This window comes from Nocardiopsis sp. TRM 82005 (assembly GCF_056312425.1).
Genome location: NZ_JBWDTQ010000005.1, coordinates 301,976 through 315,864 on the forward strand (window position 1 = coordinate 301,976; position 13,889 = coordinate 315,864).

13 protein-coding genes are annotated in these 13,889 nt (G+C 70.0%); 6 read left to right on the plus strand and 7 right to left on the minus strand.

Annotation, left to right across the window (positions count from 1 at the left end; genetic code table 11):
- Positions 1 to 529 precede the first annotated feature (529 nt).
- From dnaK to clpB, 5 genes are all read left to right on the plus strand, one after another.
- A complete protein-coding gene (gene dnaK, locus AC0T5L_RS03880) occupies positions 530 to 2,392 on the plus strand; it encodes a molecular chaperone DnaK (RefSeq protein WP_476163939.1) in 1,863 nt (620 codons plus the stop codon).
- A gap of 36 nt (positions 2,393 to 2,428) precedes the next feature.
- Positions 2,429 to 3,205: a nucleotide exchange factor GrpE gene (grpE, locus tag AC0T5L_RS03885; protein ID WP_476163940.1), complete on the plus strand. Its 777-nt coding sequence runs from the start codon at positions 2,429 to 2,431 to the stop codon at positions 3,203 to 3,205.
- A gap of 138 nt (positions 3,206 to 3,343) precedes the next feature.
- Positions 3,344 to 4,507, plus strand: coding sequence for a molecular chaperone DnaJ (dnaJ, locus tag AC0T5L_RS03890; RefSeq protein ID WP_476163941.1), 1,164 nt, complete (start codon positions 3,344 to 3,346; stop codon positions 4,505 to 4,507).
- Positions 4,504 to 5,001 (plus strand): heat shock protein transcriptional repressor HspR, encoded by a 498-nt coding sequence (locus AC0T5L_RS03895; protein ID WP_476163942.1) that lies wholly within the window; start codon positions 4,504 to 4,506, stop codon positions 4,999 to 5,001. Before dnaJ ends, AC0T5L_RS03895 begins: the two co-directional genes overlap by 4 nt.
- An 86-nt stretch (positions 5,002 to 5,087) precedes the next feature.
- A complete protein-coding gene (gene clpB / locus AC0T5L_RS03900) occupies positions 5,088 to 7,700 on the plus strand; it encodes an ATP-dependent chaperone ClpB (RefSeq protein WP_476163943.1) in 2,613 nt (870 codons plus the stop codon).
- 85 nt (positions 7,701 to 7,785) lie between these two features.
- Here clpB and AC0T5L_RS03905 read toward each other — a convergent pair whose 3' ends face one another.
- From AC0T5L_RS03905 to AC0T5L_RS03935, 7 genes are all read right to left on the minus strand, one after another.
- Complete coding sequence (locus tag AC0T5L_RS03905) at positions 7,786 to 8,190, minus strand: type II toxin-antitoxin system VapC family toxin (protein ID WP_476163944.1); 405 nt, start codon at positions 8,188 to 8,190, stop codon at positions 7,786 to 7,788.
- Positions 8,183 to 8,446 (minus strand): type II toxin-antitoxin system Phd/YefM family antitoxin, encoded by a 264-nt coding sequence (locus AC0T5L_RS03910; RefSeq protein ID WP_476163945.1) that lies wholly within the window; start codon positions 8,444 to 8,446, stop codon positions 8,183 to 8,185. The genes AC0T5L_RS03905 and AC0T5L_RS03910 overlap by 8 nt, the downstream gene beginning before the upstream one ends.
- Positions 8,447 to 8,566: 120 nt before the next feature.
- Positions 8,567 to 9,550 (minus strand): NAD-dependent epimerase/dehydratase family protein, encoded by a 984-nt coding sequence (locus tag AC0T5L_RS03915; protein WP_476163946.1) that lies wholly within the window; start codon positions 9,548 to 9,550, stop codon positions 8,567 to 8,569.
- A gap of 78 nt (positions 9,551 to 9,628) precedes the next feature.
- Positions 9,629 to 10,396, minus strand: a complete 768-nt coding sequence (locus tag AC0T5L_RS03920) for an ABC transporter permease (protein WP_476163947.1) — start codon at positions 10,394 to 10,396, stop codon at positions 9,629 to 9,631.
- Positions 10,393 to 11,145: an ABC transporter ATP-binding protein gene (locus AC0T5L_RS03925; protein ID WP_476163948.1), complete on the minus strand. Its 753-nt coding sequence runs from the start codon at positions 11,143 to 11,145 to the stop codon at positions 10,393 to 10,395. The genes AC0T5L_RS03920 and AC0T5L_RS03925 overlap by 4 nt, the downstream gene beginning before the upstream one ends.
- 388 nt (positions 11,146 to 11,533) lie before the next feature.
- Positions 11,534 to 12,796, minus strand: a complete 1,263-nt coding sequence (locus AC0T5L_RS03930) for an RNA polymerase sigma factor (protein WP_476163949.1) — start codon at positions 12,794 to 12,796, stop codon at positions 11,534 to 11,536.
- A gap of 42 nt (positions 12,797 to 12,838) precedes the next feature.
- The gene (locus AC0T5L_RS03935; protein ID WP_476163950.1) at positions 12,839 to 13,276 is read right to left on the minus strand and encodes a YciI family protein; all 438 of its coding nucleotides are present in this window, start codon (positions 13,274 to 13,276) and stop codon (positions 12,839 to 12,841) included.
- A 418-nt stretch (positions 13,277 to 13,694) separates the two neighbouring features.
- Here AC0T5L_RS03935 and AC0T5L_RS03940 point away from each other — a divergent pair, with 418 nt between their 5' ends.
- Positions 13,695 to 13,886: a hypothetical protein gene (locus tag AC0T5L_RS03940; RefSeq protein WP_476163951.1), complete on the plus strand. Its 192-nt coding sequence runs from the start codon at positions 13,695 to 13,697 to the stop codon at positions 13,884 to 13,886.
- Positions 13,887 to 13,889 lie beyond the last annotated feature (3 nt).

Genomic DNA, 13,889 nt, shown 5'->3' on the forward strand with positions numbered 1-13,889 from the left:
CGAAGGCCCTCCGGAAGCGCCGCCGTCGCCACGCGAACCAGGCCGCGGAACCCGGTCGGCGCGTGTGCGCCAGCACTGGTCGGCACTGGCACGGCGGACCGCGCGGGTGCGTCCGAACGGAGTTCGAAACACACCGCACGTCCTATGTGTAGCGGACGGCGGTCACGGGACGACTCGACGGGGGTATCGGTGACTTCACCGTTCCCCCGATACCAGGTTGCGGCATGCCCGGAAATGGTGCGACCACGCCCTCGGACCTGTGGCCACAGCCCCCGCGGCTGCGCCCCGGGAGCACCCCTGGATTCCCCTGAGAACCCCTGGTTTCCAGATCAAGGATCTCCCCGAGTTGTCCCGGAGTCGTCCCGTATCCCCCGCGAAGAATGCCCAGGCCGGGAACATCCCAGCCCGTCCAGCCGTTGTCAGGGCGTAGGATTTACTATGAGTCGGGTTGGCTCAACTGACTTGACAGCCGCTACTCGACGAAGCAATATTGTGCCTGAACGACTCAACTTTGACGGAGGAAGCAACCATGGCACGTGCGGTCGGAATCGACCTCGGTACGACGAACTCGTGTGTCGCGGTCCTGGAGGGCGGCGAACCGACGGTCATCGCCAACGCCGAGGGTTCCCGCACCACCCCGTCCGTCGTCGCCTTCGCCAAGAACGGCGAGGTGCTCGTCGGTGAGGTGGCCAAGCGGCAGGCCGTCACCAACGTCGACCGCACCATCCGCTCAGTCAAGCGCCACATCGGCACCGACTGGTCGGTGAAGATCGACGACAAGACCTTCAACCCCCAGCAGATGAGCGCCTTCGTGCTCCAGAAGCTCAAGCGCGACGCCGAGGCCTACCTGGGCGAGGACGTGACCGACGCGGTCATCACCGTCCCGGCCTACTTCAGCGACTCCCAGCGCCAGGCCACCAAGGAGGCCGGCACCATCGCGGGTCTCAACGTCCTGCGCATCATCAACGAGCCGACCTCGGCCGCGCTGGCCTACCACCTGGAGAAGGAGGACGAGGCGACGATCCTCGTCTACGACCTCGGTGGCGGTACCTTCGACGTCTCCCTCCTGGAGGTCGGCGACGGCGTCGTGGAGGTCAAGGCGACCAACGGTGACAACCACCTGGGCGGCGACGACTGGGACCAGGCCATCGTCGACTGGCTGGTCGAGCGCTTCAAGAACTCCAACGGCGTGGACCTGTCCAAGGACAAGATGGCTCTCCAGCGCCTGCGCGAGGCCGCGGAGAAGACCAAGATCGAGCTCTCCAGCTCCAGCGAGTCGGCGATCAACCTGCCCTACATCACGGCTTCGGCCGAGGGCCCGCTGCACATGGACGAGAAGCTCAGCCGCGCCGAGTTCCAGCGCCTGACCTCCGACCTGGTCGAGCGGACCAAGGCTCCGTTCCAGCAGGTCCTCAAGGACGCCGGGATCCAGCTCAGCGCCATCGACCACGTGGTCCTCGTCGGCGGCTCGACCCGTATGCCCGCCATCGTGGAGCTGGTCAAGGAGATGACCGGCGGCAAGGAGCCCAACAAGGGCGTCAACCCGGACGAGGTCGTGGCCATCGGCGCCTCGTTGCAGGCCGGTGTGCTCAAGGGCGAGGTCAAGGACGTCCTGCTGCTGGACGTCACCCCGCTGTCGCTGGGCATCGAGACCAAGGGCGGCGTGTTCACCAAGCTCATCGAGCGCAACACGACCATCCCGACCAAGCGCTCGGAGATCTTCACCACGGCCGACGACAACCAGCCGTCCGTGCAGATCCAGGTGTACCAGGGTGAGCGCGACATCGCCCAGTACAACAAGAAGCTGGGTGTCTTCGACCTGACCGGACTGCCCCCGGCGCCGCGCGGCGTCCCGCAGATCGAGGTCGCCTTCGACATCGACGCCAACGGCATCGTCAGCGTCACCGCGAAGGACCTGGGCACCGGCAAGGAGCAGTCCGTCACCATCTCCGGCGGTTCGGCGATGTCCAAGGAGGACATCGACAAGATGGTCCGCGAGGCCGAGCAGTACGCGGAGGAGGACCGCAAGCGCCGCGAGGAGGCCGAGGTCCGCAACAACGCCGAGTCCCTCGTCTACCAGACCGAGAAGGTCATCAAGGACAACGAGGACAAGGTCCCCGCGGACGTGCGCTCCGAGACCGAGGCGGCCATCGCCGAGCTGAAGACCGCTCTTGAGGGCACCGACGTCGAGACCATCCGCTCCACGAGCGAGAAGGTCGCGCTGGCCAGCCAGAAGATCGGTTCGGCGATCTACGGCCAGGGCCAGCAGGACGGCGCCGAGGGCGGCGCTGGCCAGGACCAGGGCCAGGGCGCTTCGGGCTCCGCCGACGACACCGACGTCGTGGACGCCGAGATCGTCGACGAGGACAACGGCAAGGGCAACCAGTCCTAGCCCGAGGCCAAGTCGAGGAAGGAGGGCACGTCGCAGATGGCTCCGTCGGAGAACACGAACAGCACCGGCGACGGTGAGGAGCGCCAGGGGCCGGTGATCCGCGACAACCGGCGGATCGACCCCGAGACCGGTGAGGTCAGGAACCCAGAGGCCGAGGGCGACGCCACCGAGGAGATCCCCGAGGTCGTCGAGGAAGAGGTCGTCGAGACCGACCTGGAGGACGACGCCCCCGAGGTGCCGGACACCCCGGAGTCGGTGGTGACGGACGCGATCAACGCCGATGAGCGGGTCGTCGAGCTCACCCACGACATCAAGCGGGTACAGGCGGAGTACGCCAACTACCGCAAGCGCGTCGAGCGCGACCGCGTGGCCGTCCGCGAGATGGCCACCGCCCAGGTCGTCGGCGAACTCCTGCCGATCCTGGACGATGTCGGACGCGCACGTGAGCACGATGAGCTCAACGGCGGGTTCAAGGCGGTGGGCGAGGCCCTGGAGGCCACGGCCACCAAGCTGGGCCTGGAGCGGTACGCGGAGAAGGGCGACGCGTTCGACCCCAATCTCCACGAGGCGCTCACCCTGGTCCCGGTTCCGGGCATCTCCGACCAGACGGTGATCGAGGTGTTCCAGCCCGGGTACCGCATCGGTGAGAGGATCCTCCGTCCGGCCCGTGTGGTCGTCGGGGACCCGGTGGAGGAGGGCGACGAGGCTGCGGCCGAGTCGTCGGAGTCCACCGCCGGCGGACAGGGCACGGACGCCCCCGAGCCGTCCGGCGGGGTTGACACCGACGCCAACGGTGGGGAAGACAACAAGTAACGGGTCCGCCCGTGATCCTCCGGCCGCGGCCACCGCTCACGCGGGGCCGCGGCCGGAGACGGACCCCGGACCGAAAGGGTTCGGGGCCACGTGGAAGCATCGGACGCAACCGGCACCAGCGGGAGAAGGCACCAGTCGATGAGCACCAAGGACTACCTGGAGAAGGACTACTACAAGGTCCTCGGAGTCTCAAAGACCGCCTCGAAGGACGAGATCAAGCAGTCCTATCGCAAGCTGGCCCGGGAGAACCACCCTGACGCGAACGCCGACGACCCGAACGCGGCGGAGCGCTTCAAGGAGATCTCCGAGGCGTACAACGTCCTGTCGGACGAGAAGCGCCGCAAGGAGTACGACGAGGCGCGCTCGCTGTTCGGCGGGTCCTACCGGCCCGGCGGCGGCACCGGCCCCGGCGGATTCGACATGGGCGACCTGTTCGGCCAGGGCACCGGCACCGGCGGAGCCCCCGGTGGTGAGCGTCTGAGCGACCTCTTCGGCGGTCTGTTCGGCAGCCGCGGGCGCGGCGGCGGTGGCACCCGCAGCAGGCGCGGCACCGACATCGAGACCGAGACGACACTGACCTTCCGCGAGGCGGCGGAGGGGGCCACGCGCTCCTTCAAGCTGGCCAGCGAGGCGCCGTGTCCCACCTGCAAGGGCACCGGTGCCAAGTCGGGGACCGCCCCGCGCATGTGCCCGAAGTGCTCCGGGACCGGGCACGAGAACACGAACCTGGGCGGCTTCTCGCTGTCCGAGCCGTGCAGCGAGTGCAAGGGCCGAGGCCTGGTCGTGGACGACCCCTGCCCCACCTGCACCGGCAGCGGGCGCGGCAAGAGCACCCGCACCATCCAGACCCGCGTCCCCGGCGGCGTGTCCGACGGGCAGCGGATCCGTATCAGGGGCAAAGGCGCACCGGGCGAGAACGGCGGCCCGGCAGGCGACCTCTACATCGTCGTTCATGTGAAGGGGCACCCGGTGTTCGGCAGGAGTGGTGACAACGTGACGATCTCCGTGCCGGTGACCTTCCCCGAGGCCGCGCTCGGTGCCGATGTGCGCATCCCCACCCTCCAAGGTTTCCCGGTGACGGTGAAGATCCCGCCGGGCACGCAGAACGGGCACAAGCTCCGGGTGCGCGGCAAGGGCGCGACCCGCAAGGACGGCACCACGGGCGACATGCTGGTCACCATCGAGGTGGCGGTGCCGAGAACACTCAACGGTGACGCGCGCGAGGCTCTGGAGAAGTTCCGCGCCGCGACCTCCGACTACGACCCGCGCGACGGTCTCGAGTCGCGGGCGAAGGGTGTGTGAATGAAGTGAACGACTCCTTCGGCGCTGACGCTCCGGTCTACGTGATCTCGGTGGCAGCCGAGCTGGCGGGGATGCATCCCCAGACCCTGCGACAGTACGACCGATTGGGGATCGTCTCGCCTGGCCGCGCGTCCGGCCGCGGACGCCGCTACTCCATGCGCGACGTGCAGACGCTGCGCCAGGTACAGCAACTCTCCCAGGAAGAGGGCATCAACCTCGCCGGAATCAAGCGGATCCTGGAACTGGAGCACGAGGTGGAACAACTGCGCGAGCAGGTGTTCCACCTGGCCAACGAGCTGGAGGCCGCGCGCCGGGCCGTGACCCGGCGGGGCCGTCCGGCGCGTCCCGAGGACGGCGCGGGGGTGCGCGGCGAACTGGTGCGCCGCACCCGCGTGACGATCTTCAACACCGCCGAACCACGAAGCGACGACGAACCCCGGGACGGGGGCTCCGGGGAGGGCGGCCCCGGCCGCGCCGAGGACGGGCAGGACTGACGGAGCTCCGCCACGGCGACACGGGGGCGCGGTCGGCCGCTGGACATCACCCCCCGTGACACGACTTGTGAAAAGGGTTACCGCGTATGAACTACAAGCTCACCCAGAAGAGCCAGGAAGCCCTGTCGGTGGCGATCCGGCGGGCCACCACGGACGGAAGCCCGCAGACGGAGCCCGTGCACCTGCTGGCGGCGCTGCTGGACCAGGCGGAGGGCATCACCCGGCCGCTGCTCAAGGAGGTCGGTGCCAGCCCGGACACGCTCAAGGACAAGGTCGACGCGGCCATCGAGGCGCTGCCCAAGGCGGCGGGTTCCACGGTCAGCTCACCGAGTTCCTCGCGCCAGCTGATCGTCTCCATCAACACGGCGGCGCAGCGCGCCCAGCAGATGGAGGACGAGTACGTCTCCACGGAGCACCTGCTGGTGGGGCTGGCCGCGGACGGCGGCGAGGCGGCCCGGCTGCTCGCTGAGGCCGGTGCGGCCCCGGAGACGCTCCTGGAAGGGTTCGAGCGGGTGCGCGGCTCGGGCCGGGTCACCTCCGAGAACCCCGAGAACACCTACCAGGCCCTGGAGAAGTTCGGTGTCGACCTCACCGAACGGGCCCGCGAGGGCAAGGTGGACCCGGTGATCGGCCGTGACGGCGAGATTCGGCGGGTCATCCAGGTACTCAGCCGCCGCACCAAGAACAACCCCGTGCTCATCGGTGAGCCGGGCGTGGGCAAGACCGCGGTCGTGGAGGGCCTGGCGCAGCGGATCGTGGCCGGTGACGTGCCGCGGTCGCTGGTGGGCAAGCGCCTGGTGAGCCTGGACCTGTCCGCGATGGTGGCGGGTGCCAAGTACCGGGGTGAGTTCGAGGAGCGGCTCAAGGCGGTGCTCTCGGAGATCAAGGACTCCGAGGGCCAGATCATCACGTTCATCGACGAGCTGCACACCATGGTGGGCGCCGGTGCCGCCGAGGGCGCCATGGACGCGGGCAACATGCTCAAGCCCATGCTGGCGCGCGGCGAGCTGCGCATGGTGGGCGCGACCACGCTGGACGAGTACCGGGAGCGGATCGAGAAGGACGCCGCCCTGGAACGCCGGTTCCAACAGGTCATGGTGGGCGAGCCCTCGGCCGCGGACACGATCGCGATCCTGCGCGGGCTCAAGGGCCGCTACGAGGCTCACCACAAGGTACAGATCGCCGACTCGGCCCTGGTGGCCGCCGCGACCCTGTCCGACCGCTACATCACCGCGCGGTTCCTGCCGGACAAGGCGATCGACCTCATCGATGAGGCGGCTTCCCGTCTGCGCATGGAGATCGACTCCAGCCCGGTGGTGATCGACGAGCTACAGCGCGCCGTCGACCGCCTGAAGATGGAGGAGATGGCGCTCGACAAGGAGTCGGACCCGGCCAGCCGCCAGCGGCTGGAGCGGCTGCGCGCGGACCTGGCCGACCGCCAGGAGCAGCTCAACGGGCTCGTGGCCCGGTGGGAGCAGGAGAAGGCCGGACTCAACCGGGTCGGCGAGCTCAAGGGGCAGCTGGACGACCTGCGCACGCGGGCGGAGCTGGCCCAGCGCGAGGGCGACTTCGGCGAGGCGTCCCGGCTGATGTACGGGGACATCCCGCAGCTGGAGAAGCAGGTCGAGGAGGCGTCCAAGGCCGAGGAGAACGCCGCCAGCCAGGGCGGCGACACCATGGTCAAGGACGAGGTGGGCGCCGACGAGGTCGCCGACGTGGTGTCGTCGTGGACCGGCATCCCGGTGGGACGGATGATGGAGGGCGAGACCTCCAAGCTGCTGCGCATGGAGGATGAGCTGGGCAGGCGGCTCATCGGCCAGAAGGACGCCGTGGCGGCGGTGTCGGACGCGGTGCGGCGTGCCCGGGCGGGCATCTCCGACCCGGACCGGCCGACGGGGTCGTTCCTCTTCCTGGGTCCCACGGGCGTGGGCAAGACCGAGCTGGCCAAGGCTCTGGCGGAGTTCCTGTTCGACGACGAGCGCGCGATCGTGCGCATCGACATGAGCGAGTACTCCGAGAAGCACTCGGTGTCGCGCCTGGTGGGCGCGCCCCCCGGCTATGTGGGGTACGAGGAGGGCGGCCAGCTGACCGAGGCGGTACGCCGCCGCCCGTACACGGTGGTGCTGCTGGACGAGGTGGAGAAGGCGCACCTGGAGGTGTTCGACACCCTGCTACAGGTGCTGGACGACGGTCGGCTGACCGACGGACAGGGCCGCCAGGTGGACTTTCGCAACACCATCCTCATCCTCACCTCCAACCTGGGGTCGCAGTTCCTGGTGGACCAGTCGCTGGAGGAGTCGGTGCGCCGGGACCGCGTGATGGACGTGGTGCGCGCGACGTTCAAGCCGGAGTTCCTCAACCGGCTGGACGACGTGATCATGTTCGACGCGCTCTCCACCGAGGACCTGACGCGGATCGTGGACCTACAGGTCGACAAGCTGGCCAAGCGCCTGGCGGACCGGCGGCTGGAGCTGGACGTGACGCCGGGCGCCCGCGAGTGGCTGGCGCTGACGGGCTACGACCCGAGCTACGGCGCGCGTCCGCTGCGCCGCCTGGTGCAGTCCGCGATCGGCGACTCGCTGGCCCGTGAGCTGCTGTCGGGCGGACTCGCCGAGGGCGACACCGTGGTGGTGGACGTGGACGACGCCTCGGACAGGCTCCGGGTGACCCCGCACAAGACCGGGGTCCCGTCGGTCTGACGGCGGTGACCGAACACGGACTGTGAAGGGCCGTCCCCTCGGGGCGGCCCTTCGCCGCGTCCGCGGCCGGGAGGAGCCGGCCTCCTCAGACGGGGACGATCCGCACCATGCTGTCGAGCCCGAGGAAGTCGTCGGCGTTGCGCGTGTACAGGGGAAGCCCGTACAGCGAGGCCACAGCGGCGATCATCAGGTCCAGGCGGCGCGGCTTCGGAGCGCGGTTCGCCGCGAGGGTGAGGGCGACGAGCGTTCCGTAGCGGGCCGCGGCCTCACCGTCGAACGGCAGGGGAGAGAAGTCCACCACGGCGGCCTGGAGTTTCTCCGTGCGCTGGGCCCTGTCCACCGGGTCCTTCGCCATCGCCACACCCTGGTGGAGCTCGGCCATCGTGACGGAGGTGATGTCGGGAAACCTGGGGAGTCCGGCCGGATCGATCTCACCGAGGTCGACGAAGACGCACGTGTCGAGGACGCCTCGGTCAGGCCGCTCAGCCACGTTCGTCGTCCCCGATCCGGTCCTCGCCGCCGAAGGACTCGTCGGATTCCTCACGCATCCGTGTGTAGTCCACCCGGGGAAGCCTGCGGTGACGCTCCACGAGTTCCTCCGCGCTGAGGCGCCGACGGCGTGCGACAGGGCTGACCTGGGCCACCTCGACCCCGTTGCGGGTCACGTGGAAGCTCTCACCCGCTTCGACCTGGTCCATGACGGAGGCCGCGTTGTTGCGGAACTCTCGCTGAGTGATGGTCTTCATAGCCCGATTGTAGCTCTCCGTGTCCCGAGGTGCTACACACCTTCTCCTGGAGCCGCCGGAACACCGCGTGGGCGCATCCCTCCGGGCACACCCGCGCGGATCCTGCGGTCCGGGACCGCGTCAGGCGCCGAGCAGTCGGGCCTCCACCCGCGGGTCCAGACCGACCCGGGGGCGGTCGGGGCGCTGGGGCGCGCCGCCCTCCAGGGTCCGCAGCCACGCCCAGGTGTCGGCGACGGTCTCGGCCACGGGGCGGCAGCGCAGCCCGGTGGCGAGCGCACGGGACACGTCGCCCCGGTGCATGGTGTCGTACGTTTCGCCCGGCGGCAGCCAGATCGGCAGCTCCGTCCACGGCTGGACGCCCGCGTCGAGGATGTCCCGGGGACCGGTCCAGCGCAGCTCGGCGTCGGATCCGGTGACCGCCGCGCAGGCCTCCAGGAGCTCCTCCGTCGTGGTGTGCCCGGGCGGACTCACCAGGTTGTACGGACCGCCCCGGCCCTTCACGACCGCGTCGAGGGTCCACGCGGCCAGGTCGCGCGCGTCGACGTACTGGAGCGGCAGGTCGCGCGGACCGGGTACCAGGACCGGGCCGCCCCGGGCCATCCGCTCCAGCCACCAGGGCAGCCGGCTGATGTTCTCGTACGGACCGAGGATGAGACCGGCCCGTACGGACAGCGCGCGGTCGCCGAAGGCCGCCTCCGCGGCCAGCTCTCCGCCCCTCTTGGCCCGCGCGTAGTCCGTGCCGTCGTCCTCGGGAGAGGCGTCCACGACCGGCCCGTCCTCGTCCAGCCCCGCCCTGGCGGGGAAGGCGTAGACGGACCGGCTGGAGACGTAGGCGTAGTGCCCGGCCCGGTCGGCGAGCAGACGGGCGGTGCCGGCCACCGCGGCCGGGGCGCCCGACCAGGTGTCGACGACGGCGTCCCACCGGCCCGGCGCCAGGGAGCCGAGCCCGTCCCCCTCGGTCCGGTCACCGTGGAGGACGGTGGTGCCGGGGGGCGCGGGATGCCTGCCGCGGTGGAAGACGGTGACGTCCCAGCCCCTGGCGAGCGCGTCCTCCACGACGGCCCGTCCCACGAACTCGGTGCCACCCAGAACCAGAAGTCTCATGGCGGGCAGTCTGCCGGGTCCCGGACCGACACGCCAGGCCCGCCTGCTCCTGGCAGAATCCCGGAGGGGGCCCGGTCGTCAGACCACGTCGCGGCGGAGGGTGGTGACCGAGGCCAGGACGACCGCCACGGCGGCGTAGCCCACCAGGACGAGGGCCGCGCCCCAGACCGGGAGCAGGTCCGCGACGCCGAAGCCGTAGTCGGTCCCGGTGTCGTAGAGCGCGGAGACCGCACCGCCGGGCATCCACTTGCCGACGTCCTGGAGCCGGGGGATGACGACCAGGACCGGCTCCAGCATGAACACCCACAGGATGCTGAACACCAGTGCGGCGACCTGGTTGCGGACGAGGGCTCCGATACCCACGCCGATCATCGCGTAGACGACGTAGGCGGCCACGGAACCGACGAGGATACGCGGCACCTGGTTGTCGACCAGGTCCAGCCCGCCGCCCGCGCTCAGGATGGAGGCGCCCGCGGCGAGGGCGGACGCCCCGACGACGACCACGCCGAACACCAGGCTGACCAGGACCGCGGCCACGACCTTGCCGAGGATCACGGGTAGGCGCCGGGGGCTGACCAGGAAGGTGACGTTGATCGTGCGGTGCTGGTACTCCGACGTCACCATCATGATGCCGATGATCATGACGAACAGGGTCCCGGAGGCGCCCATGGGCCAGACCGACCCGGCGTACTCGGTACTTTCGCGGCTGAGGCCGCCCTCCATCCCCGAGGCGAAGACAGCGAGGCCCAGGGACAGCGCCACCCAGGCCAGTGCGACCAGGAGCAGGATCCACCACAGCCGGGTGGTGAGGACCTTGCGGAGTTCGGACTTGACGAGCGCGATCACTTGGAGTCTCCAACCGGGTGGGAGGCCGTCCCCGCGGCGGTGAGGCGGAGGAAGGCGTCATGCAGGCTCTCACCGTTGCCGGTGACCTCGGTGAGGGACCCCTGGTGGACCAGGCGGCCCCTGGCGATGATGACGACGTCGTCGACGGTCTGCTCGACCTCGGCCAGGACGTGACTGGACACGAGGACCGCCACACCCTTCTCGTGTGCCTGGTGGCGCAGGAAGCGGCGCAGCCACTCGATGCCCTCCGGGTCCAGTCCGTTGGCGGGCTCGTCCAGGATCAGCACCCCGGGGTCGCCCAGGAGCGCCCCGCCCAGGGACAGGCGCTGGCGCATACCCATCGAGTAGCCGCCGACCCGCTTGTCCCCGGCCTCGGCGATCCCGACCTCCGCGAGTACCTCATCGGCCCGGGAGCCCGGCAGGCCCGCGGCGTCGCACATGACGCGCAGATGGTTGCGGCCGGTACGGCCCGGGTGCAGGTTGGTGGCCTCCAGGACCGCGCCGACCTCGGTCAGCGGATTGGGCAGGCTCGTGTAGGAACGGCCATTGATCAGTCCCTCACCGCTGTCCGGCCGGACCAGGCCGAGCAGGCACCGCAGCGTGGTGGTCTTGCCCGCACCGTTCGGTCCCAGGAAACCGGTGACCGTGCCCGGCTCCACCGCGAAGGAGACCCGGTCGACCGCCTGGTTCCCGCGGAACGACTTCGATACGTTCCTTATCTCGATAGCTGACATTTCCTGCGCTTTCATAGGGGGAATGGAAGGGCGAACCGTCGGACAGAAACGCCCAATCCTCATACGGCCCTTGATTCTGTGCCCGCGATGAGGCTAGCAAGAATTCACCCGGGCCCCCGGGCGGCCGGGCGGGCCGAACCGAACGCCGCCACATATGACTTTCGTTGGTTGCGAACCGTCGCATGCAGAAGCTATGGCCTGGGAAGCAGGGCGGTAGGCCGTCGGCCAGCGGCGCGGCCGGACCGGGCGCGGCCCGTATCGAAACAGGCACATCTTTCGACACGTCGGCGCCTGCCTTTCGCAGTACCGCCTTCGAAGGAAAAGGCACGGCGGAGCCGCTGAAGGCCGCAGAAAAAGGCCGCCACCCTCCCGGAGATGACCACATGCGGCCAGACCGCCCGGGTCAGCCGCCGCGGTCGCGGACTCGCGCCAGGAGCAGGCCGCGTTCGCGCTCGTTGCGGGTGAGGGCGGCCGCACGCTCGAACTCCGCACGGGCCTCAACACGGCGGTCCAACCGCGTGAGCAGGTCGCCGCGCACCGCGGGCAACAGGTGGTACCCGGCCATCTCGGGCCGGCCTCGCAGCGCGTCCACGATCTCCAGCGCCGGGCCGGGCCCGAAGGCCATCGACACCGCCACGGCCCGGTTCAACTCCACCACCGGCGATCCCGTGACCCGGGCCAGCGACAGGTACAGCCTGGCGATGCCCGCCCAGTCGGTGTCCTCATGGGTGACCGCCCGGGCGTGCTCGGCCGCGATGGCCGCCTGTAGCGTGTAGGGCCCCCGCGGCTCGTCCGGATCGGTCGGCAGCGCCCTGGCCAGGGCCTCCAACCCTCGGGTGATGAGCATCCGGTCCCAGCGCGAGCGTTCCTGCCCGGCGAGGGGGACGGGCTCCCCGTCACGGCCGACGCGGGCCCGAAGCCGTGAGGCGTGCAGCTCCATCAGCGACACCAGGCCGTGTACCTCGCGTTCCTTGGGCAGCAGCCCGGCGAGCACCCTGCCCAGCCGCATGGCCTCCTCGCACAGGTCCGGACGCATCCACTCCGCGCCCGACGTGGCCGTGTACCCCTCGTTGAACACCAGGTAGACGACCTCCAGGACCGAGGCCAGCCGGGCGTCACGGTCCTCGCCGACGGGCACCTCGAAGGGCACCCTCTTCCTGGCGAGGGTGCGTTTGGCACGCACGACACGCTGGGCGACGGTGGGCTCGGGCACCAGGAAGGCGCGGGCGACCTCGTCGGTGGTGAGTCCGCCGAGCAGCCGGAGGGTGAGTGCGACGCGGGCCTCGGCGGTCAACACCGGGTGACAGCACACGAACATCAGTTTGAGGAGGTCGTCGCCGTAGTCCTCCTCCAGGACGGCGTCGAACTCAGCCTGCCCGTCACGTTCGGCGATCTCGCGGCCGAGGTCGGCCATACGCTGCTGGAAGCGCTCGTCACGGCGCCAGCGGTCGAGCACGCGGCGCTTGGCGACGGTGGTCAGCCAGGCTCCGGGGTTGTCGGGCACGCCCTCGTCCGGCCACTTCTCCAACGCGCTGACCAGGGCGTCCTGGGCGAACTCCTCGGCGAGCCCGACGTCGCCGACCATACGTGTGAGCGCGCCGACGAGGCGGGCCGACTCTATGCGCCAGACCGCCTCGACCGCACGCGTGGTGTCGGTGTGACTCACGGATTCATCACAGCACCGCGGGCCACACCGGCGCAAGCACGGTCAGCTTCCGTGCGCGTATCCCTCGGCGCGCAACTCGCGCTCGCGATCCTTCAGGTGCTCGGGCATCTCGTCACCGAAGTCCTCGGTGTCGAGGATGCGCCGCAGCACCAGGTTCGTCTCGGTGTCGTCGCCCTCCTGCGGGTGCGGGCAGCGCTTGGCCCACTCCACGGCCTCCTCGTGCGAGGACACCTGGATGACCCAGTACCCGGCGATGAACTCCTTGGCCTCCGCGAAGGGGCCGTCGGTCACGTTCGCCCCGCCGTTGCCGAAGGTGACCCGGGTCGCCTCGGAGCTGGGGGCCAGACCGTCCCCCGCGAGCAGGACCCCGGCCTTGACCATCTCCTCGTTGTAGGCCGCCATCGCCTCGAAGACCTCCGGGGCGGGCCCCTGCCCCGCCTCGGACTGCTCGTCGGACATGATCGCCATCAGGTAGCGCATGGCTCGCTCCTCTCGTTCGGTGTGGGGACTTCTCCTCCCCGCTCTCATACACACGTCGAACGGGTCCACGCCGAATCGACACCCCTCCCGAACTTTTCCGAGGATTCTTCTGGTGGGTCTGACCGCTCCCCTCGCCGAAGCGCCGACCAGCGGACACAGGCACCGGCCGACGGCGGGCCCGGGTGAAGCCGCGCAGGCGGGTGCGGCCCCCGTCGCCGGACACAGCGGACTCCCGCCGTCCCTGATCGCCCTGGGGACTCCCGTCCGCCGGGCGAGCGCCTTCTCCTCCGCCGGAGAACCGCTGCGACCAGCGGTCATCCCGCGCCAATAGTCCGGTGATAAGGCGGGGAACGGTTCTCTTCCTAAGTTGGTGACATCCCCGAAAGGTCAAGGGCACATCCCTCACAGGAGACACGAAATGCGAATCGCCACGCTGACCCTCACACTCACCGCGACCGCCGCCCTCTTCTCGCTCACGGCTCCCCCCGCGTTCGCCGAGTCCGGTCGGACCGCCTCGGCAGTGACCGAGCTGCCGCAGCACCTCTCGACGGCCTCCGCGTGCGAGCTGACGGCGGTGGAACCGTGCTCCGCCAACGACCCCTGGCAGTAGGCC